This window comes from Nocardioides sp. NPDC057577 (assembly GCF_042801335.1).
Lineage (GTDB): Bacteria > Actinomycetota > Actinomycetes > Propionibacteriales > Nocardioidaceae > Nocardioides.
Genome location: NZ_JBHVGB010000099.1, coordinates 1 through 21,011 on the forward strand (window position 1 = coordinate 1; position 21,011 = coordinate 21,011).

General features: G+C 70.5%; 22 protein-coding genes. 8 read left to right on the forward strand and 14 right to left on the reverse strand.

The annotated features are described in order from the left end of the window. Nucleotides 1–21: 21 nt before the first annotated feature. Nucleotides 22–453, reverse strand: a complete 432-nt coding sequence (locus ACFU7D_RS18580; RefSeq protein ID WP_378869759.1) for a RidA family protein — start codon at nt 451–453, stop codon at nt 22–24. An 87-nt stretch (nt 454–540) separates the two neighbouring features. Between ACFU7D_RS18580 and ACFU7D_RS18585 the strand changes: the two genes are divergently transcribed. The 5 genes from ACFU7D_RS18585 to ACFU7D_RS18605 are packed head-to-tail and all read left to right on the forward strand — an operon-like array spanning nt 541 to nt 6,758. Further along, on the forward strand, nt 541–987 hold the full coding sequence (locus ACFU7D_RS18585; protein ID WP_378869762.1) for a cupin domain-containing protein: 447 nt from the start codon (nt 541–543) through the stop codon (nt 985–987). Next, nucleotides 984–1,898 (forward strand): acyl-CoA thioesterase, encoded by a 915-nt coding sequence (locus ACFU7D_RS18590; RefSeq protein WP_378869765.1) that lies wholly within the window; start codon nt 984–986, stop codon nt 1,896–1,898. The genes ACFU7D_RS18585 and ACFU7D_RS18590 overlap by 4 nt, the downstream gene beginning before the upstream one ends. After that, nucleotides 1,895–3,547, forward strand: coding sequence for an AMP-binding protein (locus ACFU7D_RS18595; protein ID WP_378869768.1), 1,653 nt, complete (start codon nt 1,895–1,897; stop codon nt 3,545–3,547). The genes ACFU7D_RS18590 and ACFU7D_RS18595 overlap by 4 nt, the downstream gene beginning before the upstream one ends. Beyond that, nucleotides 3,544–5,916: a bifunctional salicylyl-CoA 5-hydroxylase/oxidoreductase gene (locus tag ACFU7D_RS18600; RefSeq protein ID WP_378869770.1), complete on the forward strand. Its 2,373-nt coding sequence runs from the start codon at nt 3,544–3,546 to the stop codon at nt 5,914–5,916. The genes ACFU7D_RS18595 and ACFU7D_RS18600 overlap by 4 nt, the downstream gene beginning before the upstream one ends. Beyond that, nucleotides 5,913–6,758 carry a PaaX family transcriptional regulator C-terminal domain-containing protein gene (locus ACFU7D_RS18605; RefSeq protein ID WP_378869772.1) on the forward strand — a complete coding sequence of 282 codons (846 nt, stop codon included), beginning with the start codon at nt 5,913–5,915 and terminating at the stop codon, nt 6,756–6,758. The genes ACFU7D_RS18600 and ACFU7D_RS18605 overlap by 4 nt, the downstream gene beginning before the upstream one ends. Nucleotides 6,759–6,810: 52 nt before the next feature. Here the strand turns inward: ACFU7D_RS18605 and ACFU7D_RS18610 are convergent, their stop codons facing one another. The 13 genes from ACFU7D_RS18610 to ACFU7D_RS18670 all read right to left on the reverse strand — a co-directional run bounded on the left by ACFU7D_RS18610 (nt 6,811) and on the right by ACFU7D_RS18670 (nt 18,511). Further along, nucleotides 6,811–7,314 carry a hypothetical protein gene (locus ACFU7D_RS18610; RefSeq protein ID WP_378731722.1) on the reverse strand — a complete coding sequence of 168 codons (504 nt, stop codon included), beginning with the start codon at nt 7,312–7,314 and terminating at the stop codon, nt 6,811–6,813. A gap of 118 nt (nt 7,315–7,432) precedes the next feature. Then, nucleotides 7,433–8,452, reverse strand: a complete 1,020-nt coding sequence (locus ACFU7D_RS18615) for an App1 family protein (RefSeq protein ID WP_378869774.1) — start codon at nt 8,450–8,452, stop codon at nt 7,433–7,435. Nucleotides 8,453–8,472: 20 nt separating this feature from the next. Continuing rightward, on the reverse strand, nt 8,473–9,192 hold the full coding sequence (locus tag ACFU7D_RS18620; RefSeq protein ID WP_378869776.1) for a sulfite exporter TauE/SafE family protein: 720 nt from the start codon (nt 9,190–9,192) through the stop codon (nt 8,473–8,475). Between the two features lie 12 nt (nt 9,193–9,204). After that, nucleotides 9,205–10,632, reverse strand: coding sequence for an amidase (locus ACFU7D_RS18625; protein ID WP_378869779.1), 1,428 nt, complete (start codon nt 10,630–10,632; stop codon nt 9,205–9,207). Further along, nucleotides 10,629–11,633, reverse strand: a complete 1,005-nt coding sequence (locus tag ACFU7D_RS18630) for an ABC transporter ATP-binding protein (RefSeq protein WP_378869782.1) — start codon at nt 11,631–11,633, stop codon at nt 10,629–10,631. The genes ACFU7D_RS18625 and ACFU7D_RS18630 overlap by 4 nt, the downstream gene beginning before the upstream one ends. Next, nucleotides 11,633–12,628 carry an ABC transporter ATP-binding protein gene (locus ACFU7D_RS18635; RefSeq protein WP_378869785.1) on the reverse strand — a complete coding sequence of 332 codons (996 nt, stop codon included), beginning with the start codon at nt 12,626–12,628 and terminating at the stop codon, nt 11,633–11,635. Before ACFU7D_RS18635 ends, ACFU7D_RS18630 begins: the two co-directional genes overlap by 1 nt. Beyond that, a complete protein-coding gene (locus tag ACFU7D_RS18640) occupies nt 12,625–13,659 on the reverse strand; it encodes an ABC transporter permease (RefSeq protein WP_378869788.1) in 1,035 nt (344 codons plus the stop codon). Before ACFU7D_RS18640 ends, ACFU7D_RS18635 begins: the two co-directional genes overlap by 4 nt. Beyond that, nucleotides 13,652–14,605: an ABC transporter permease gene (locus ACFU7D_RS18645; RefSeq protein ID WP_378869791.1), complete on the reverse strand. Its 954-nt coding sequence runs from the start codon at nt 14,603–14,605 to the stop codon at nt 13,652–13,654. The genes ACFU7D_RS18640 and ACFU7D_RS18645 overlap by 8 nt, the downstream gene beginning before the upstream one ends. Before the next feature lie 172 nt (nt 14,606–14,777). Next, a complete protein-coding gene (locus ACFU7D_RS18650; protein ID WP_378869795.1) occupies nt 14,778–15,392 on the reverse strand; it encodes a PaaI family thioesterase in 615 nt (204 codons plus the stop codon). Further along, on the reverse strand, nt 15,389–16,261 hold the full coding sequence (locus ACFU7D_RS18655) for a MaoC/PaaZ C-terminal domain-containing protein (RefSeq protein WP_378869797.1): 873 nt from the start codon (nt 16,259–16,261) through the stop codon (nt 15,389–15,391). The genes ACFU7D_RS18650 and ACFU7D_RS18655 overlap by 4 nt, the downstream gene beginning before the upstream one ends. A 16-nt stretch (nt 16,262–16,277) precedes the next feature. Continuing rightward, entirely contained in the window at nt 16,278–17,054 is a 777-nt protein-coding gene (locus tag ACFU7D_RS18660) for an SDR family oxidoreductase (protein ID WP_378869799.1), read from the reverse strand. A gap of 53 nt (nt 17,055–17,107) precedes the next feature. Further along, nucleotides 17,108–17,854, reverse strand: a complete 747-nt coding sequence (locus ACFU7D_RS18665) for an SDR family NAD(P)-dependent oxidoreductase (protein WP_378869800.1) — start codon at nt 17,852–17,854, stop codon at nt 17,108–17,110. A 48-nt stretch (nt 17,855–17,902) separates the two neighbouring features. Further along, nucleotides 17,903–18,511, reverse strand: coding sequence for a TetR family transcriptional regulator (locus ACFU7D_RS18670; protein WP_378869802.1), 609 nt, complete (start codon nt 18,509–18,511; stop codon nt 17,903–17,905). Nucleotides 18,512–18,697: 186 nt separating this feature from the next. On the opposite strand from ACFU7D_RS18670, the gene ACFU7D_RS18675 reads away from it, so the two are divergent. Genes ACFU7D_RS18675 through ACFU7D_RS18685 form a run of 3 tightly spaced genes read left to right on the forward strand, consistent with a single transcriptional unit; the run spans nt 18,698 to nt 20,987 of the window. Further along, entirely contained in the window at nt 18,698–19,855 is a 1,158-nt protein-coding gene (locus tag ACFU7D_RS18675; protein ID WP_378731751.1) for a Rieske 2Fe-2S domain-containing protein, read from the forward strand. After that, nucleotides 19,855–20,187: a ferredoxin gene (locus ACFU7D_RS18680; protein ID WP_378731753.1), complete on the forward strand. Its 333-nt coding sequence runs from the start codon at nt 19,855–19,857 to the stop codon at nt 20,185–20,187. The genes ACFU7D_RS18675 and ACFU7D_RS18680 overlap by 1 nt, the downstream gene beginning before the upstream one ends. Then, on the forward strand, nt 20,187–20,987 hold the full coding sequence (locus ACFU7D_RS18685; RefSeq protein WP_378869804.1) for an SDR family NAD(P)-dependent oxidoreductase: 801 nt from the start codon (nt 20,187–20,189) through the stop codon (nt 20,985–20,987). The genes ACFU7D_RS18680 and ACFU7D_RS18685 overlap by 1 nt, the downstream gene beginning before the upstream one ends. The last annotated feature ends 24 nt before the right edge of the window (nt 20,988–21,011 follow it).

Below are 21,011 nucleotides of genomic sequence, written 5' to 3' on the forward strand. Positions count from 1 at the left end.
CAGCCGGGACCTGGCTTCTTCTCATTCGCCGGGGCGTACGAGCCGATCGTCGGGGATGACAGCGACCCCCAGGATCTCGATCATCGCCTCCGGCTGCCACAGCGCCGTCGTCCCGATCCCCGCCATCGCCGGGTAGACCGGACCGGCCAGCTCGCGCCAGACGGCGCCGATCTCCTTGCCGTGCGCCTGGTAGTCGGGGATGTCGGTCAGGAAGATCGTGATCGAGACCAGGTCCTCGGGGATGCCGCCGGCCTCCCGCAACGTGGTCAGGACGTTGCCGAACGCCTGCCGGAACTGCTCGACGATTCCCCCGGGGACGATCTGCATGTTCTCGTCCAGCGCGGTCTGCCCGCCGAGATGGAGGGTGTTGCCGCTGAGCGTGCCGTGCGAGTAGCCGCGCGGCGCGGGCAGCGCCGCGGGGTTGACGGCTACGGGCGTGAGGTCCGTGTTCATGATTCGACCGTAGGGCATCTATTGACATTCCTACAACGTTCGTGCAGAAAATGAAACACATCCTGAATCGAACGGACAGGACCTCACATGGACCCCATCTCCGACACCTCCGGTCTCGTCGTCCCGGTCGTCACCCGCGCCGGCTTCGAGCCCGACCTGACCGGGCAGAGCGAGGGCGCCATCCGGATCAGCGGCGTCAGCATCCAGCACACGCCCGCGACCAGGCTGTGGTTCGGCAAGGTGCACAACCTCGCCGGCTACCGCTCCGTCCCCCACCACCACGGCGAGGCCGAGACCGGCGGCTACGTGCTGTCGGGCCGGGCCCGGATCTACTTCGGCGAGAAGTTCGAGGACTACCTCGACATGTCCGAGGGCGACTGGGTCTTCGTGCCGCCGTTCATGCCGCACGTCGAGTGCAACCTCGATCGCAACCACCCGCTGACCTGGATGACCACCCGCACGCCCGAGAACATCGTCATCAACCTTCCCCAGGTCGACGACGCCGACCTCCGCGACTGGGCGGACCGGCCATGACCTCGAGCCCGGAGACGAGCACCGTGTTCACGGACGCCGTCACCCTCAAGGAGTGCGAGGCGGAGGTCTTCGACCTCGCCTTCACCGCCACCACCCAGCCCTGCCCGTGGCCGAAGGCGTACGGCGGGGACATGGTCGCGCAGGCGCTGGTCGCCGCGTCGCGGACGGTGACCGACGGCAAGGCGATGCACTCGATGCACTCCTACTTCATGCGGCCCGTCGACATCGGCGCCGAGGTCCGCTACGAGGTCGAGATGCTGCGCGACGGCCGCGGCTACAGCACCCGCCAGGTCCGCGGCTTCCAGAACGGGAAGCCGGTGTACGTCTGCCTGGCGAGCTTCGCGGCCGGCGAGCCGAGCGGCAGCTTCGAAGCCACGATGCCGACCGGGATCCCTGGTCCCGAGACGGTGCCGACGTCCGCGGCCTATCTCGCCGACCGCACCGGCGGGACGATGACCGAGACCTCCAAGGCGTACTGGTCCGGCGGGCGCAGCTTCGACATGCGACACGTGCCGGGTCCGGTCTACCTGACCGTCGAGGGCGAGCGGTCGCCGCACCAGGCGATCTGGGTCAAGCCGTACGACACCCTCCGCCCGGTCGAGGGGCTGACCGACCGACAGCGTGACACCGCGGCCCTCGCCTACGTCTGCGACTACACGATCCTGGAGCCGGCCTTGCGGGTGCTCGGCCTGGCCTGGGCCGACGAAGGGCTCGTGACCGCCAGCCTCGATCATGCGATGTGGTTCCACCGGCCGGTCCAGATGGACGACTGGCTGCTCTACGCCCAGGAGGCGGTCTCGGTCGAGAACGGCCGCGGGACCGGGATCGGGCGATTCTTCACCACCGACGGCGTGCATGTCGCGACGGTCGTCCAGGAGGGCATGATCCGCGCGGCAGGGGCGGCGTCATGAGCGAGCTGAGCCCGAGCGGCCACCAGGACACGTTCGCCCGCGACCACCTGCCGCCGGCCGAGCAGTGGCCGACGCTGGAGTTCACCACGCCGCTGCTCGACTACCCCGAGCGCCTCAACGCGGCGACCGCGCTGATCGACGCGACCGTCGCGGCCCATGGCCCGGACCGTCCTGCCCTCCGCACCCCGGACGGCACGGTGTGGACCTACGGCGAGCTGCTCACCCGCGCCAACCAGATCGCCCACGTGCTGGTCGACGACCTGGGTCTCGTCAGCGGCAACCGGGTGCTGCTCCGCTCCCCGAACAACCCGTGGACGGTGGCGGCCTGGCTCGGCGTACTGAAGGCCGGGGGCATCGTCGTGACGACGATGGCCGCGCTGCGGGCGACCGAGCTCGGGCCGATCGTCGAGAGGACCCGGCCCGCGGTCGCGCTGGTGGACCACCGGTTCGTCGAGGACGTCCACGCGGTCCGGGACACCGACGCGCCCGACCTCACGGTGGTGGCCTACGGCGGCGACGCCGAGGACGACCTGACCCGCCGGATCCTGGCCAAGCCCGCCGAGTTCACCGCGGTCGACACCGCGGCCGACGACGTCGCACTCTTCGGGCCGACCTCGGGAACGACCGGCGTCCCGAAGATCACCACCCACTTCCACCGCGACATCCTCTCGATCGACAACACCTTCGGCCGGGCGACGCTGCGGCTGGAGCCGAGCGACGTCGTGGCGTGCACGGCGCCGTTCGCGTTCACCTTCGGGCTCGGCATGCTGGTCGTCTTCGCGCTGCGGGCCGGGGCCTGCGCCCTGCTCACCGAGGCCGCCTCGCCGGTCCAGCTCGCCGACCTGATCGCGGAGCACGGCGTCACCGCGCTCGCGACCGCGCCGACGGCGTACAAGCAGATCCTCAAGTCCGGTGCGATCGAGCAGCTCAAGGGGCTGCGCGTCGCCGTCACCGCGGGCGAGCACATGCCCCAGGCGACCTGGGAGGATCTCGAGCGCGAGCTGGAGCTGCGGGTCATCGACGGCATCGGTGCCACCGAGATGCTGCACATCTTCATCTCCGCGGCCGGCGACGAGATCCGGCCGGGGGCGACCGGCAAGCCGGTGCCCGGCTACCGCGCCACCATCCTGGACGCCGAGGGCAACGAGGTCGGGCCGGGCGTCGAGGGGCGGCTCGCGGTGATCGGCCCGGTCGGCTGCCGCTACCTGGACGACGAGCGCCAGCGCGGCTACATCGTCAACGGCTGGAACGTCACCGGCGACACCTTCGTCCGCGACGAGGACGGCTACTACTGGTACCGCTCGCGCACCGACAACATGATCGTCTCCTCGGGCTACAACATCGCCGGCCCCGAGGTGGAGGAGGCGCTGGGCACCCACCCGGACGTGGTCGAGGCGGGCGTCGTCGGCGGACCCGATGCGGACCGGGGCGCCATCGTCTGCGCGTTCGTGGTGCTCCGCGAGGGCGTCGACGGCGACCCCGCGAAGGCCGAGGAGATCCAGCAGTACGTCAAGGGGCGGCTGGCTCCCTACAAGTACCCGCGCGACGTGCGCTTCGTCGCGTCCCTGCCACGCAACACCAGCGGCAAGCTGCAGCACTTCAAGCTGCGCCAGATCATCGCCTCGGAGAGCGGGACGGGCGGGACATGAGGATCGCGATCGTCGGAGGTGGACCCGGTGGGCTCTACTTCGCCACGCTGATGAAGACCCTCGACCCCAGCCACGAGGTCACCGTCTGGGAGCGCAACGCCCCCGACGACACGTTCGGCTTCGGCGTGGTCTTCTCCGACGAGACCCTCGGCAGCATCGAGGGCGCCGACCAGGTCGTGCACGACCGGATGGAGGAGCTGTTCGCCCGCTGGACCGACATCGACGTCGGCCTCACCGACCGGCAGGGCGCGCGCCACTCCTTCACCGTCGGCGGGCAGGGCTTCGCGGCGATGTCGCGCAAGGACCTGCTCCAGATCCTGCAGGAGCGGGTCGCCGAGCTGGGTGTGACCGTCCACTTCCGCACGCCTGCTCCCGACCCCGACGAGCTGCGGGCGTCGTACGACCTGGTGCTGGCCGCGGACGGAGTCAACTCGGCCGTCCGCACCAAGTACGCCGACAGGTTCGGTCCCAGCCTGGACCGCCGGCGGAACAAGTACATCTGGTTCGGCACCGACCTGGTCTTCGAGGCGTTCCAGTTCTTCGTCAAGCAGACGGAGTGGGGCACGATGCAGATCCACGGCTACCCCTTCTCCGAGCGCGGCTCGACGTTCATCGTCGAGATGCGCGAGGAGGTCTGGCGCCGCGCCGGCCTGGACCGCACCGAGGACGCCGTCGACCGGATCGCCGAGATCTTCGCCGACGAGCTCCGCGGGCACACGATCCTGACCAACAACTCCCGGTGGATCAGCTTCCAGACCGTACGCAACGAGCGCTGGTACGACGGCAACGTCGTGCTGCTCGGCGATGCGGCCCACACCGCTCACTTCTCGATCGGCTCCGGCACCAAGCTGGCCATGGAGGACGCCCTCGCCCTGGCCGCCTGCCTGCACGAGCACCCCTCCCTCGACGAGGCGCTCGAGGCGTACCAGACCGAACGGAAGCCGGTGGTGGAGTCGACCCAGCGGGCCGCCCAGGCCTCGCTGGAGTGGTTCGAGGACATCGACATGTACGCCGACCAGGACCCCGCCCAGTTCGTCTTCAACCTGCTGACCCGCTCGCGCCGGATCACCTTCGAGAACCTGAAGGAGCGCGACGCCGACTTCGCGCACCGGATGGAGGCGGAGTTCGCCCGCCACCAAGGTGCCCGCGAGGTGGCTCCGGCGATGTTCCAGCCCGTACGCATCGGCGAGCTGGAGCTGAAGAACCGGGTCGTGCTCTCGCCGATGGACATGTATTCCGCGACCGACGGCGTCCCCGACGAGTTCCACCTGGTCCACCTCGGCTCGAAGGCACTCGGCGGCGCGGGCCTGGTGATGTCCGAGATGACCTGCGTCTCCCCCGAGGCCCGGATCACCCTCGGCTGTCCGGGCATCTGGACCGACGCGCAGCGCGACGCGTGGCGAGCCGTGACCGGCTTCGTGCACCGCCACTCCACCGCCAGGATCGGGATGCAGCTGGGCCACTCGGGCCGCAAAGGCTCCACGAAGCTGATGTGGGACGGCATGGACCAGCCGCTCGACCACGACAACTGGGAGGTCATCGGCCCCTCCCCGCTGCCCTACGGCGAGGGCTGTCACGTCCCGCGCGAGGCGACCCGCGCCGACCTGGACAAGGTGGTCGCGGACTTCGTCTCGGCGGCGCGACGCGCCGTCGACGCCGGCTTCGACCTGATCGAGGTCCACGCCGCGCACGGCTACCTGCTCAGCTCGTTCCTCTCGCCCGTCGCCAACCATCGCGACGACGCCTATGGCGGACCGTTGGGCAACCGGCTCCGGTTCCCCCTGGAGGTCTTCGACGCGGTCCGCGCGACGGTGCCGGCCCACATCCCGGTGACCGTCCGGATCTCCGCGAGCGACTGGATGCCCGACGGCAACACCGACGAGGATGCGGTCGAGATCGCCCGCGCATTCGTCGAGCACGGCGCCGCCGCCATCGATGTCTCGTCGGGCCAGGTCAGCAAGGACGAGAAGCCCGCCTTCGGGCGCTCCTACCAGACCCCGTTCGCCGACAAGATCCGTCACCTGGTTGCCGAGAAGGCCGGGGCGAAGGTGATCGCCGTGGGCGCCATCTCCTCGTACGACGACGTCAACTCGATCCTGCTCGCGGGCCGTGCCGACCTCTGTGCGCTCGGCCGCACCCACCTGTTCGATCCCAGCTGGACGCTGCATGCCGCTGCCGAGCAGGACTACCACGGCGACGGCGCCGACTGGCCGGTCCCGTGGGCCGCCGGACAGCGCAAGCCGCCGACGTCGCGCAGCGACAAGATCCCGCCTCGGCTGCAGCTGCTCAGGGCCGGCGAGACCGACGATGTCCACGTGCGGTGGACGCCCGGGGCATCTGTGGAGAATCCGGCAGAATGCCGCACGTGACTACGGCGGAGGCCGCACCGGCAAGCCAGCAGAACCGACGATCGCGCACCACCGTGGTGACGTTCCTCGGCGCGGTCGTGCGACCGCTCGGAGACTGGATGCCGATCGCCGGCGCGATCGACCTGCTCGCGCAGGTAGGGCTCGACGCCCCCTCAGTACGCACCGCGGTCCACCGCCTCAAGCGGAACGGCTGGCTCGACTCGGAGACCCGCGCGGGCACCCGCGGCTACGCCCTCACCGAGACGGCCCTGACCACCCTCGCCGCCGGCGACGAGGTGATCTGGCACGCTCGCACGCCCGCGGACCTGGCCGACGGCTGGTGCATCGTGAACTTCGGCATTCCCGAGTCGCTGCGGGCCAAGCGCCACCAGCTGCGCGCCCACCTCTCCCACCTCGGCTTCGGCAACGTCGGCACCGCGCTGTGGATCGCGCCCGCGCGGATGCGCGACGCGGCCGAGCGGGCGGTGAGCGAGCTCGGGCTCGAGTCCTACGCCGCGATCTTCGTCGGCGGCTACCACGGCACCCAGGACCTCACCGAGCTCCTCTACAGCAGCTGGGACCTCGAGGCGATCGACCAGAGCTACCGTGACTTCGTCGCCGCCCACAGCGCTCTCGCCGGGCAGCTGCAGAGCGCTACCCCGTCAGGCCAGGACGCCTTCGTGACCTACCTCGACGTCGTCGGCCAGTGGCGCAAGCTCCCCTTCCGCGACCCGGGCCTGCCCCACGACGTCCTCGCCCCGGACTGGAGCGCACCCGCCGCGGTCGCGCTGTTCGAGCGCCTGGTCGAAGCCCTCGAGAAGCCCGCGCTGGCGCACGCGAGCGCTCAGTGGTCAGCACGCTGACGGCATGAGCCCAGGACGTACGACCTGAAGGAGACCCGGAACCGGACCGTGCTCAGCGCGCGTCGCGCGCACCTTGGCGACGGGCGCCCTGCGCACGCGAGGACGCGTCACGCTTGAGGCCTCCGGTCGTCCGCGTCGCGTCCCGCCGCGTGCTGGGCACAGGTGTGCCCCCGTCGTTCGCGGGAGCTGTCTGAGGTGGCCCGGCGCTGGTGGCGGCCTTCGCCGCGGCGATCCGTTCGGCCCGCAGCTCCTGCGAGGCCTTCCTCGCCGCCGCGCTGACCTGTCGACTGACCTGGGCCAGCACGGACTCGAAGACCTCCGCCTTGGCCCTGGCGCGCTGGTTCTGGTCGTAGGCCTTACCGCGTCCGCCGACGCTCTCCACCGCGGCGCTGGCGCCGCGGCGGTAGACCTTCAGGTGCTTGGTGCGCTCGCGCCTCACCCGCTCGTGCAGCTCGAGCAGCTGGTCCTCATCGAGCTCGCGCAGGGCGGCAGGTTCCGCCTCACGGACGAGCGCTGCTTCCTTCTCGGTCAGGGAATTCAGCAAAGCCTTGTTCACAGGGCCCTCCGGTGTCGCCGACGACTGCGCCGCCCCCCGGTCGATGCGCACGGCGCACGCCCATGCTACGCCCGGCGCAGCACCCCGGTCCGGTGTTCAGATCCCGCCCGCACCGTCCTCAGAGGAGGCCGAGACCGGTGGCATGGCGGCGTACGGCCTCGCTGTCCGCGACGAGCACGAGCGGCACGTCGTCGCCCATGCTGCTCCACACGCTCTCGACCCGGCCGTCGTGAGGATCGAGCCGCACCTCGCGGATGTAGACCGCGAGGATCCGCCCGGGGTGGCGGCGGACGGTGTCGGCATAGGTCTCCGGATCGTGCTCACCGGAGTCGCCCAGGAGGACGAACGGAAGGTCGGGGTGGAGCGCGAGGACCTCGTCGATGCGCCCGGTCTTGGTCTCCCTGCCGCCGGCACCGCCGAGCAGGTCGCGCAGCAGCAGCGGGCCCCGGGGGAAGTCGCGGTGGCGCACGAAGGCGTCCAGGAACGCATACAGGTTCCACGGGCTGGAGGAGATGTAGAAGACCGGGTTCGCGCGAGCGGCGAGGTCGCGGTAGAGCTCAGGGGCACCAGGGAACGGGGTGCGCGTGAGCGCCGACCCGGTGAGGGTCTGCCGCACCATCCGCCCGACGCGCTGCACCCCGGTCTCGAGGATCGTGTCGTCGATGTCGGAGATCACGCCGAACTTCGCCTCACCGGCGGGAACGCGGACCTCCACCGTGGTTCGGTGGTCGCCGACCAGACCACGGTAGTCACCGGCCAGCTCGACGGTGCCCCGGGTCCAGGGGGACTCCAGCGTTTTCGGGTCGGGCCTCAGCCGAGCCACGAAGTAGCCGTCCTCGTCGGTGACCGCATCCACCGCGGCGTCGCCCACGGTGATCCGCAGTGGCACACCCGGCAGCTCGTCGGTCACGAAGTGACGGACCATCCGGCGTGCGGCGGCCCCCACGCCCTCGCCCTCCGCCGCCTCCGACGGCGGTGGGTCGTCGACGACCCGGCCGCGTACGACGACCCCCTCGACACCCCCGTGCCCGCCATAGCACTTGATCCGGAAGTCCGCCGGTATCCGCGAGCCCGCCCGGCGGAATCTCGCCGCGTCCCACGCGCGCTCCAGCCCGAGCATCCATCGACCTGCCGACATGGCCCCAGCCTAGGGCCGGGTCAGGTGAGGGCGCCGACGAGTACGGCAGCCGCCGAGACGGCAAGCGTCCCGATGACGAGTGGACGCAGTCTGTCCGGCGGTACCCGCTTGAAGATGGCATCGCCCAACCACCACCCGATGGGCAGCCCGGCAACGCCGCCCAGAGACAGAACCAGCACCTGTGCGTCGACGTGGCCGAGCAGCGCGAAAGCAGCGACCGCGACCAGGTCCTGACCCGCGAACACCGCCTGGAGGGTCGCCCGGTAGCGACGCGGCTCGCGGTCGATGAGGGCCATCACCAGGGGCGGGCCGTTCATCCCGGTCGAGGTCAGCAGTCCCCCGCTCACGATGCCGACGATCGGGAGACCGCGACGTCCGATCTGCGGCGTACGCGCCATCAGCAGCACCAGGACCAGCATCACCACGGCGATCCCGGCCGAGAGCAGACGCTCGTCGGCCACCTCCAGCAGCACCAGCCCGAGCGGCATCCCGACGATCCCCGTCACGGTCAGCAGCAGGCTGTCGCGCCGGTCGATGAAGGCACGCTCGCGCACCGCGATACCCGCGGTGAGGACCATGCTGACGATCGTCGCCACGACCACGGCACGGGTCGGGTCGGTCACGAGGAGCAGACCCGGAAGCGCCGCGAGGACGGACCCGAACCCCGTCACCGCCTGCACGAGCGCCGCAACGACGAAGACCAGCATCGCGACCCCGGCGAGGGTGAGCAGCTCAACCAACGTCGCTCCGGCTCAGCCGGCGAGCGGCGCGTGCCGCGGCCACGGCGCGGCACGCTCGAGCTGGCCGGCCAGCGACAGCAGCAGCGGCTCGCCACCGAGGTCGGTGAAGAAGTGGGCGCCGAGAGGCAGCCCGTCGGGATCGAACCCCGCAGGCACCGACATCGCCGAGCCGCCGGTCACATTGACCAGGCTGGTGAAGCCCGCCATCGCCGGTGCCACTGTGTACATCACCTCGGGCTGCGTCGTGTCGAGGACGCCGAGCTCGGGAGTGCGCATGCACAGGGTCGGGGTCAGCACGGCGTCGACGCCCTCCGGCCCGTCGAAGAGCTGCGCCGTGGCGAAGCCGACCTGCTCGAACCCTTCGAGCGCACGCAGCAGGTCGGCGAGCGGCATCGCCGAGTAGCGCTCGTACATCACCCGGGTGAAGGGCTCGATGTCGTCCTCGCGCAGCTCACGGCCGAGGTCGGCGAGCCGGTCGTCGACGTGCGCGACGAGGTTGGCGCCCATCATCACGCCCGACCAGCGCGCGAACTCGGGGTAGGCCACCGGCAGCGCGACCTCGACGACCTCGTGCCCGAGGTCGGTGAGGAGGTCCGCGGTGCGGCGTACCGCGACCACGCCCGCGGGATCGACGTCGGGGCCGTCCGGGACCACGGTCGCCAGACCGATCCGCAACCGGCCGGGCTCGCGGTCGACGCAGGCGAGGTAGCCGTCCGCGGGGGCGTTCGGGCCGTACGAGGCCTGGCCGGGCACCCGGCCGGCGGAGATGTCGAGCAGCAGCGCCGAGTCGCGGACCGTGGTCGTCAAGGCATGGTGGACGCTGGTCGGCCCGGCGAGCGTCGACGGGTACGGGGCGCCGGGGATCACGCCCCGGCTCGGCTTGAGGCCGAACAGGCCGCACGCCGCCGCCGGGATGCGGATCGACCCGCCACCGTCGTTGCCGTGCGCGACCGGCACCAGGCCGGCGGCCACCGCCGCGGCGGACCCGCCGCTGGACCCGCCGGTCGAGTGCCTGAGCTCCCAGGGGTTGTGGCTCGGGCCGTGCAGCAGCGGCTCGGTGCTGCCGTTCTTGCCGAGCTCGGGGGTGTTCGTGGTGCCGAGCACGACCATGCCCGCGGCCTTGTAGCGCCGCACCAGCTCGCTGTCCTCGGCCTTGACGTCGTCGGCGAACAGCCGGCTTCCCCCGGTCGTCGGCAGGCCGGCGACGTCGGCCGCCAGCGACTTGATGACGACGGGTACGCCGCTCAGCGGCCCCTCGGGAAGGCCGCCGTCGACCTCCGCGAGCGCCTCGTCGAAGCGGGTGCCGACCATGGCGTTGAGCTGTGGATCGAGCTTCTCGATCCGGCGGATGCTCTGCTCGACCACCTCGCGGGCGCTGGTCTCGCCGCCGCGGATGGCGGCCGCGGTGGCGATGGCGTCGGGTAGCGCTGTCGTGCTCATTCGGTTCGCTCCTCGATGACGGGGTGGTGGCAGGCGACGTACTGACCCGGGCGAACCTCACGCAGCTCGGGTTCCTCGGCCGCACATCGCTCGGTGGCGAGGGGACACCGGGTGCGGAACCGGCAGCCTGATGGTGGGTCGAGCGGTGACGGCAGCTCTCCGGAAGCGGCAGCCGCGCTGATCTCACGGTCACCGGCACCGGGGATCGAGGCCAGCAGCATCTGCGTGTAGGGATGTGCGGCATCGGCGTCGATCCGTCCGGACGGGATCACCTCGCACGCCTTGCCGAGGTAGAGGACCATCACCCGGTCGCTGATGTTCTTCACGACCGATACGTCATGAGCGATGAACACCATGCTCAGGTCGTAGCGCTCCTTGGTCCGCTCGAGGAGGTTGAGGATCTGTGCCTGCACCGAGACGTCGAGCGAGGAGACGGGTTCGTCGCAGATGAGGACCGTCGGGTTCATCATCAGAGCCCTGGCGATGCACACCCGCTGGCACTGACCACCGGAGAGCTCGTGCGGCCGGCGGTCCCAGACCACCTCCGGATCGAGGCCGACGGCGGAGAGGGTCTCGCGGACCAGCGCCTCCTTCTCGGCCTTCGTCCCCTCGAAGCCCCAGATCGAGAGGCCCTCGGTGACCAGGTCCTTGACCTTGCGGCGCGGGTTCAGCGACGAGGTCGGGTCCTGCATGATCATCTGCATCCGCGAGCGGGCGCGGCGCAGCGACCGGGCGCCGAGCCCGGTCAGCTCACGGTCCCCGAGCCGGACCGTGCCCGACGTCGGCGACGGCAGCTGCATGACGGCCCGGCCCGCGGTCGACTTGCCGCAGCCGGACTCGCCGAGGATGCCGAGGGTCTCCCCCGGCAGCAGGTCGAGGCTGAGACCCGAGACCGCGTGCACCTTCTGGCCGCGGCCCATCGGGAACTCGACGACCATCTCGTCGACGCTGAGCACCGGATCCTGCTCCGGGCGCAGGTGTGCGGTTCCGCTTCCGGCCATCAGCCGACCTCCTCGAGCGCGTAGTGACAGGCAGCGACGTGCGATCGACCTGCGACCCCGACGTCGACCAGCTCGGGCTGCTCCGCGCGGCAGCGGTCCTGCGCGTACGGGCAGCGCGGAGCGAATCTGCATCCCGCCGGTGGGTCGGCCATGTTCGGCGGAGATCCGACGATCGTCCGCAGCGTCGTGTGCGGCGGGTCCGAGAGGCGCGGGATCGAGGCGAGCAGGCCCTCCGTGTACGGATGGCGCGGACCGTCGAAGACGTCTGCGGTCTCCGAGCGCTCGACCACGCGGCCGGCGTACATCACCTGCACCCGGTCGGTGCGACCGGCGACAGCGCCGAGATCGTGGCTGATCAGGATCGTCGCCATCTGCCTGCTCTCGGCCAGCGAGGTGAGCAGGTCGAGGATCTGCTTCTGCACGGTCACGTCGAGCGCGGTGGTCGGCTCGTCGGCGATCAGCAGCTTCGGATCACAGCACAGCGCCATCGCGATCACCACCCGCTGTCGCATGCCGCCGGACAGCTCGTGGGGAAACTGGGTCATCCGACGTGCGGGATCGGGGATGCCCACCTGACGGAGCAGGTCGGTCGCACGCTGCTTCGCGACCTTCTTGTCCAACCGCAGATGGAGGCGCAGCGCCTCGGTCAGATGAGTGCCCACCCGCTTGACGGGATTCAGCGAGGTCATCGGGTCCTGGAAGACCATCGCGACCTGCGTTCCCCACATGCTCCGGCGCTCCTTGGCGCTCGCAGCGTGGACATCATGGCCACCGATGCGAACCGTGCCGGTCACCGTCGTGGTGGGGTCGCTGGTGACGAGGCCCATGATGGTGCGGCCGAGCACGGACTTCCCCGAGCCGGACTCACCCACGATCCCCAGCGTCTCGCCCGATCGGAGGCTGAGCGAGACACCGTCGACGGCACGGACCACGCCTCGCGGCGTCCGGAACTCGGTTCGGAGGTCCTCGACCTCGAGAACGGCCTGATCATTCACAGCTTCGCACTCCTTGGGTCCCAGCGCTTCTGTGCCTTCTCGCCGAGCAGGTTGAACGAGAACACGGTCAGGAAGAGGAAGGCACCCGGCACCAGCACGATGTGCGGGTACTCCTCCATGGTTCCGCCCTCGGCCTCGGCGATCATGTTTCCCCAGGTGGGGGCCGGCGCCTGGACGCCGAACCCGAGGAAGCTGAGCGAGGCCTCGGCGACGATGAGCACCGAGATCATCACCACCATCATCGAGAAGACCGGCAGGACGACGTTCGGCACCAGCTCACGCCACATGATGCGGAGCTTCGTCGCACCCATCGCCCGCGCGGCGAGGACGAACTCCCGTTGGGCGAAGGCGATGGTGTTGGCTCGTGCGAGCCGGATCATGCTCGGGATCGTGAGCAGCGCCAGCGCGAAGGCGATGTTGCGCAGCTTCGGGTCGAGCACCGTGGCGAGCGCGATCAGCATCACCAGCGGCGGGACCGCGAGCATCGCGTTGGTGAAGACGCCGACGACGCTGTCGACGCCGGAGCGCAGGAAGCCCGCGATCACACCGATGCTGCCACCGACCACCGTTCCGATCGCGACGGCGGCGAGGGCGATGACCAGCGACGTACGTGCTCCGTAGATCGAGCGGGCGAGCATGTCGAGGCCGTAGTTGTTGGTGCCGAGCGGATACTCCGAGAGCAGCCTGGGCGGCTCGTAGATCGGTGCGTCGAGGGCCTTCACCACGTCGATGTGCTCGCCGAGCGGGAGCACCGGAGCGAGCAGGGCCACGGCGGCCAGCAGCACCAGCCACCCGCTGCACAACCAGAGCATGATGTCGGGTCGGGTGCCGCGTACGGCCCAGACGACTCGGCCGAGCCCTTGCGGGAGCACGATGATCCCGGCGACGAAGAGCGCGGCCTTCGCGAACAGCGGCAACGGGGTCGCCCAGCCGAGGACCAGCAGGGCCAGGCCGGCGACGACCAGACCGGCGCCGAGGGCGCCGAGGGGGCGCGCGGAGAGCTTCGTCCCTGTGAGGGTCTTCCTAGGCATGAGCACGGCGAGTCCTTGGGTCGAGGTAGCCATAGGAGAGGTCGATCCCGGCGTTGATCACGACGTAGATCACCGCGATCAGCAGCACGGCGCCCTGCACCATCGGGAAGTCACCCTGGTTGGCGGACTTGATCACGAGGCTGCCCATCCCGGGCAGCGCGAAGAGGTACTCCACGATCACGGTGCTCCCGATCAGTCGGCCCATGCTGATACCGAGCAGCGTGACCAGCGAGAAGGAGGACGGGCGCAGCGCGTCGCGGATCAGGATGCGCATCGGCGGCATCCCCTTGGCGCGCGCGGCGAGGATGTAGTCCTCGTTGAGGGTCACGAGCAGGTCGTTGCGCAGCACCCGGGTGAACAGCGCCAGCTCCATCAGCGCGATGGTGAGCGCGGGCAGGAACGCGTGGTAGAGGTTGTCGAGCGGATTCTCTGCGAAGCGCACCCACTGGGCTCGCGGGAACCAGCCCAGACCGTTGGCAAAGACCGCGATCAGCAGCAGGCCACCGAGGAACGACGGCACCGACAGGATCGCGAACATGGACGCGCCGATCGCCCGGTCGACCAGGCCGCCCTCGTGCGAGGCGCTCCACATCGCCAGCGGGATCGCGAGCAGCAGCGCCATCAGCAGGCCCAGCGCGGCGAGCTCCACGCTGACGGGCAGCGCCGCGAGGACCCGATCGACCACCTCGTTCTCCGGCGGGACCAGGGACTGGCCGAGGTCACCCTGCAGCGCGCTGCCGAGCCACTCGAGGTAGCGGGCGAAGACGTTGCTGTCCAGCCCGAGCTCGGTGCGGACGGCGGCGTACTCCTGCGGGGTGTGCCCCTCGCCGAGGATCGCCACCGCCGGGTCGCCCGGCATCAGCGCGACCATCATGAACACACCGAAGCTGACGAGCAGCAGGACGGCGACCAGCTCGCCGGCACGGATCAGGAGGCGGCGTGTCATCGGGCCGTCCCCGGCCCGGCATGTCGCGCAACGAACGCCATCAGGTCGCATCCCTTCAGGTGGGTGTCGGGGTCACTTCCCCGGAACAGGTCGCAGCGTAGGGCGGCGGATGTGATGGGCGACACACCACTTCCCGCTGACCGGAAGCACGTGCTCGGCCGCCTTCGGACGGTCACCGCGGACGGGCCAGATGGGTGTCGATGAACAGCGCCTCGGCCTGGACCAGGACCACGCCGTCCGCGGTGATGGAGCCGCCCGACCAGATCTTTCGACCCTCGACGCGGTCCTGCCAGCCGCGTACGACGAGGTCGGTGTGCAGCGGCACCGGCTTCTCGTAGCGCACCGTCAACGTGCCGGTCATGCCGGACGTACCGGCGTGCGCGTTCGCCACGCCGAGGGTGTGGTCGAGGAGCAGAGCGCTGATGCCGCCGTGTACGCATCCGGGCGGCCCCTGATACGAGATGCCGAGGTTCACGGTGCCGGCGACGGAGCCGTCCGGCTCCGCGGCGAGCACGAGCGGTGGGGCGACGGCGTTCTCCGGCCCGGTCACCGGGTCGTGCCGGGTCACTCCCTCCCCCGACCACATGTCGATCATCCGTTCGGCGAGCTCGGGGGCGAGGTCCTCCACCTCGAGCGCCATCGCGGTCAGGCGGCGGGAGAGGTCGTCGAGATCGAGGTCGACCCGACCACCTGCGGCAAGGAGTGCGGCCGAGAGGCGTCGTACGGCAGCCACGGCCGTGTCGATGCCCGAGTCGTCGGGCACTGCGGTGAGCGCGAACGGCGTCATCGGCTCACCCCCACGGTCCCGTGGGTGAGCACCGGTTGCCCCTCACGCTCCGGACAGCTCGCCGAGAACACGAGGCGGTCGCCGTCGCTCCAGACCGAGGTGCGGATCGTCTCGCCGGGAACCAGGGTCCCGGCGAACCGGACGGAGATGTCCCGCAGGCGCGTGGCGTCACCTCCGAGCAGGCCGTCGACGAGGGACTTGGCGACGATGCCGTACGACGCGAGGCCGTGCAGGATCGGCCGGTCGAAGCCGGCCGACGCGGCGAACGCCGGCTCGATGTGCAGCGGGTTGAGGTCGCCGTTGAGCCGGTAGAGCAGTGCCTGCCCGGGTGAGGTGGGGCTCTCGATCACGTGGTCGGGGGCCCGGCCGGGCCTGTCCCAGGTGGTGTCGGGACCGGGTTCGCCACCGAACCCACCCTCGCCGCGCGCCCAGACCTGCATCCGCGCGGTCCACAGCGGTCCGTCCGCGTCGGCCACGCTGTGCTCGAGGACGATGACAGCCGCCTTGCCCTTGTCCCAGACATCGGCGACGCGGGTGCTCAGCTCGGCGGTGCCTGCCGCGGGGAGCGGCCGGTGCACGGTGAGTCCCTGCCCGCCATGAAGGATCCGGCGGAGGTCGACATCGATGCCCGGCACCCGCATCGCGGACGCGGGCGCCTCGTCGCCGACCGAGATGGTCCGGCCCGCCACGACCGCGAAGGTCGACAGCACCTGGAGGTCGCGCTCGTAGGTGTAGGCCAGCTCCGGGTCGACAGCGGCGTCCCGGCCGGCACCGAGGGACAGGTGGTAGAGCAGCACGTCGCGGTGGGTCCACGAGATCCTGCGTACGACGGGCGGCGCGGCGAGCGCGGTGGTGAGGTCGATCGGCATCGGTCGCGGTCCCCGTTCAGTAGTGGTCGGCCGGGCGCAGGGTCGCCTCGGCGCCACCGTCGACGTAGACGACCTGCCCGGTCACGTGGCTGTTCGCCTCGCTCACCAGCCAGGCCAGCAGCTCGGCGGGCGCTTCGGGCGGGGCGTACCCGTTGAGCGGCATCGGCACCGCGGCGTCCATCACCGCGCGCATCTTCGGGTCGTCCATCAGGCCGGCGCTCATCGGGGTGAGGACGACCCCCGGCGCGACCACGTTGAGCGGGACGCCGGCATCGGCCCAGCCGGGCGAGACGCAGGTGGTGCGTGCCCAGCGGGCGAGCGCCGACTTGGTCGAGGGGTAGATCAGCGTCGGCGTGCCCTGCTCGACCAGCAGGGCGGCGCGTGCGGTGGCGTCCGTCGTACGGCCCGCGAGGCACAGGTCGACGAGCTCGGTGTCGTTCGGCTGAGTGCCTGAGATCGAACCCACCACCGCCACCCGACCCGCCTCGGCGGCGGCGAGGGCAGGCTGGAGGCCGGCGGCCAGCTCGACCGTGCCGAAGTAGTTGACCTCGACCATGAGGGGGCTGGGGACCGAGGTGCCGGCGCAGGTCACCAGGCCGTCGAGCACCCCACCGCATCGTTCGGTGACGGCCGCGACGGCGTCCGCGCGCCCCTCGGGCGTGGCCAGGTCCGCGACCACCATGGCGTCGACCCTGTCGACGGTGATGACGCGGTCACCACGGGCCTCGAGAGACTTCACGAGTGCGGCGCCGATCCCGGATGCGGAGCCGGTGACGGCAGTGGTACGAGGCATGGACTTCCTCCGTTTTGCTGGGTGTGAGCTGGGCTGTCGGCTGTGCTGGACGGTCAGATGTGCGAGCCACCGTCGACCCGCAGGTCGACGCCGGTGAGGTAGGAGGCATCGGGTGAGGCGGCGAACGCGATCGCGCCCGCGATCTGCTCGGGCCGAGCCGCCCCCAGGGGCGACCGGATCCGGTCGAAGGCGCTGAGGTCGATCCCGGGCTGCATCGCGACGGTCCGCGTGAGCGGGGTGTCGACGGTCCCCGGGGAGATCGGCACCACCCGGATCCCCCGCCCGACCAGCTCGGCGGCCAGGCTGAGCGAGAAGCCGAGGACGGCGCCCTTCGATGCCGAGTAGGCGGACATGTAGGGACTGCCGTGGGCAGCGGAGGTCGAGGCGACGTTGACGATCACCCCCGCGCCGTCGGGGAGGAGGGGTACGACCTCGCGGCAGAAGACGGCCGTGCCGACGAGGTTGATCTCGTACAGGTCGCGCAGGTCGGCGACCGACAGCGACGCGATCGGCGTGGTCCGGTGCGTGCCGGCCACGTTGACCAGCACCTCGACGCTGCCGAGATCGGCGCGCGCCGCGGCGACGGCCGCAACGACCGCCTCCTCGTCCGTCACGTCGACGACCGAGGTCGCGACGCGACCGATCCCGAACGCCGCGGCCCTGGTGTCGGCCAGCCCGGCGGCGTCGCGGTCGACGGCGAACACCGCCGCGCCCTCGGACACGAGCCGGACGACCGTGGCTCGGCCGATGCCCGACGCAGCGCCGGTGACGATGACGTTGGTCCCGCTGAACCTCTGCATGGCGCGAGGCTAGGGACGATCACGACCTCGGGTCGCCGTGATCACCGGTCAGCGGGAGTCGGGCTCCAGGGGCCGGAGCAGCAACGCGCAGGCGGCACGGATGTCGTCCTCGGCCTGGCCCATCGAGAAGCGACCATTGAGCAGGGAGACAAGCGTTCCGAACCAGCAGGAGACGATCAGGCGGATCTGCCGTGCGGTGTCGGGCGTGGCCTCGGCGATGCCGGCGGCGTGCTGGACGATCCGGGTGAACCGCTCGTCATCGAGCGCCGAGTCGCGGCTCCCCATGGCGTACGACAGGCTGTTTCCCTGGATCATCGCCAACGCGAGCTTCGGCGTCCGAGACATCTCGCGGCTCATCCGGATCAGCAGGTCGGCGACACCGCCCGCGGGGTCGTCGACCGTCGGCGTCTCCTCGAGCTCATAGGCACCGACGCGCCACCGCATCACCGAGGTGAACAGGTGGACCTTGGAGGGGAAGTAGCGGTAGAGCGTCGCGATCGCGACGTTCGCCTCCTTCGCCACGTCGTTCATCTGGACGTGGTCAAAGCCGTGCTCGGCACCCAGGTGGGCGGCCGCACGCAGGATGCGCCGGTGACGGTCCTTCTGCTCGGTCGAGCTCGGCTTGGCGGCAGGCCTACCTTCGGCGATCCGTGGCAAAGCAGGCTCCCTCCGATGGCGACCGCGACGTGTCCATGGTCTGCTCCGACGACGTCGATCCGACTGCATGTTACCGGTCAGTGGAATCGACGCCCCGGGATCGCTGGGCGTTGACCGACACTGCGAGGACCCAGAAATCCCGCGCCCGGCGCACGCCTGCCGACGCGCCGAGCTCGAGGAGAGCAGATGACCACAGTCGGAGACGAGGTCCGCCACATCGAGTCCGGGCCGCCCCCCACCCGGTTCGCCCGGGGCTGGCACTGTCTGGGGCTGGCACGTGACTTCGAGGACGGCACCCCACACCAGGTCAACGCATTCGGCCAGAAGCTCGTCGTCTTCACCGGCGAGGACGGGGCCGTCAACGTGCTCGACGGCTACTGCCGCCACATGGGCGGCGACCTGTCGCAGGGCACGGTCAAGGGCAACGAGATCGCCTGCCCCTTCCACGACTGGCGCTGGGGCGGTGACGGCCGCTGCAAGCAGATCCCGTACGCCCGCCGCGTCCCGCTGCGCGCCCGGACCGCCGCCTGGCCGACGATGATCCAGGACGGGATGCTCTTCGTCTGGAACGACCCGGAGGGGAACCCGCCCACCGAGGACGCGGTGATCCCGCGCATCCCGGGCTACGACAACCCCGAGTGGACCGACTGGGTCTGGTACACCACGACGATCGAGGGCTCCAACTGCCGCGAGATCGTCGACAACGTCGTGGACATGGCGCACTTCTTCTACGTGCACTTCACCTTCCCGACGTACTTCAAGAACATCTTCGAGGGCACGGTCGCCACCCAGCTGATGACCGGCCAGGGACGCGAGGACATCGCCCGGCCGCAGAACAGCGGCAACGGCCCGAAGAGCACCGGGACGACGTCCACGGCTGCCTACTATGGCCCGTCGTTCATGATCGACGACGTCACCTACCACTACAGCGACGGCAACGACATGCCGACGACGCTGATCAACTGCCACTACCCGATCGACGAGAACTCGTTCGTGCTGCAGTACGGGATCATGACGAAGAAGCCGGCCGGGGTCGACGACGAGGCGGCGACCGCCACCGCGCGCAAGCTGGGCGACTTCATCCGGATCGGCTTCGAGCAGGACGTCCAGATCTGGCGCAACAAGGCGCGGATCGAGAACCCGCTGCTGTGCGAGGAGGACGGCCCGGTCTACCAGCTGCGCCGCTGGTACCAGCAGTTCTACGTCGACATCGCCGACATCGCCCCCGAGATGACGGAGCGCTTCGAGTTCGAGATCGACACGACCAAACCCAACGAGGCCTGGCGGGCCGAGGTCGAGGCCAACATCGCCCAGCGGGCGGCCGCCTCCGGCCAGCCGGTGTGATGGCCGTCCGGCCCGACGTCCGCCCCGATGTCCGGCTCGACGACGCCCCCATGCAGCCCGTGACCTGCGGGACCTGCGAGGGGCACGTCCAGGTCCGGAAGAGCTCGTGGGACCAGACCAGCATCCAGTGGAGCGAGGCCGCCCTCGCGGCCTGCGTGGAGCGGCGTGCCTCGTCCCCACGACCCGGCCCCAACGGGGCGACGTTCACGGGATGCGCCGCCCTTCGGGACGCGATCCGGGAGGCGGCCGTACGCGGCGACCTCACGGTCATCGACGACACCCCGCTCAAGACCAACCCCGCAGCGCATCACGACACGGAGGTGAACGCCTGATGGGCGTCGACCTGAAACGCCACGGCCCCTGGGCCGTGATCGCCGGCGGCTCGGAAGGAGTCGGTACGTCCTTCGCCCGGCAGCTGGCCGAGGCCGGTCTCGACCTGGTCCTGCTGGCCCGCAAGCCCGGTCCGCTGGAGGAGACCGCGGCCGCCTGCCGTGAGCTCGGTGTCGAGGTCCGCACCCTGGCGGTGGATCTGACCGATGCCGACGCGACCAAGCGGATCGCCGAGGTCACCGACGACATCGAGGTCGGCCTGCTCGTCTTCAACGCCGGCGCCAACACCTACGGCCACGAGTTCGTCACCGGCGACCTCGACCGGTTCCAGGGTGTCATCGACCTCAACGTCACCGCGCAGCTCGCCCTGGTGCAGCTGTTCGGTGCGCCGATGCGCGAACGGCGCCGTGGCGGCATCCTGCTGGTCGGCTCGCTCGCCGGTTACCTGGGCTCCGCCCAGATCAGCATCTATGCCGCGGTGAAGTCGTTCTGCCGGGTCTTCGCCGAGGGTCTGTGGCTGGAGATGCAGGACTACGACGTCGACGTCCTCGAGTTCGTCCTCGGCGTCACCCGCACACCGGCGATGGAGCGAGCCGGCCTCAACTTCGACGTCCCCGGGATGCACGTCTCCGAGCCCGACGACGTCGCCCGCCAGGCCCTGTCGCTGCTCCAGGACGGTCCCGTCCAGGTCGCCGAGGGCAACGAGAAGGTCGCCGAGATCCGCAGCGGCCACGACCGCTCGGCCCTGGTGCGGGACGCCCTGGAGAAGTCGAAGAGGCTGCTCCCGCCGTCGAGCACCTGAGGCATCGGGCAAAGACGAGAGCGG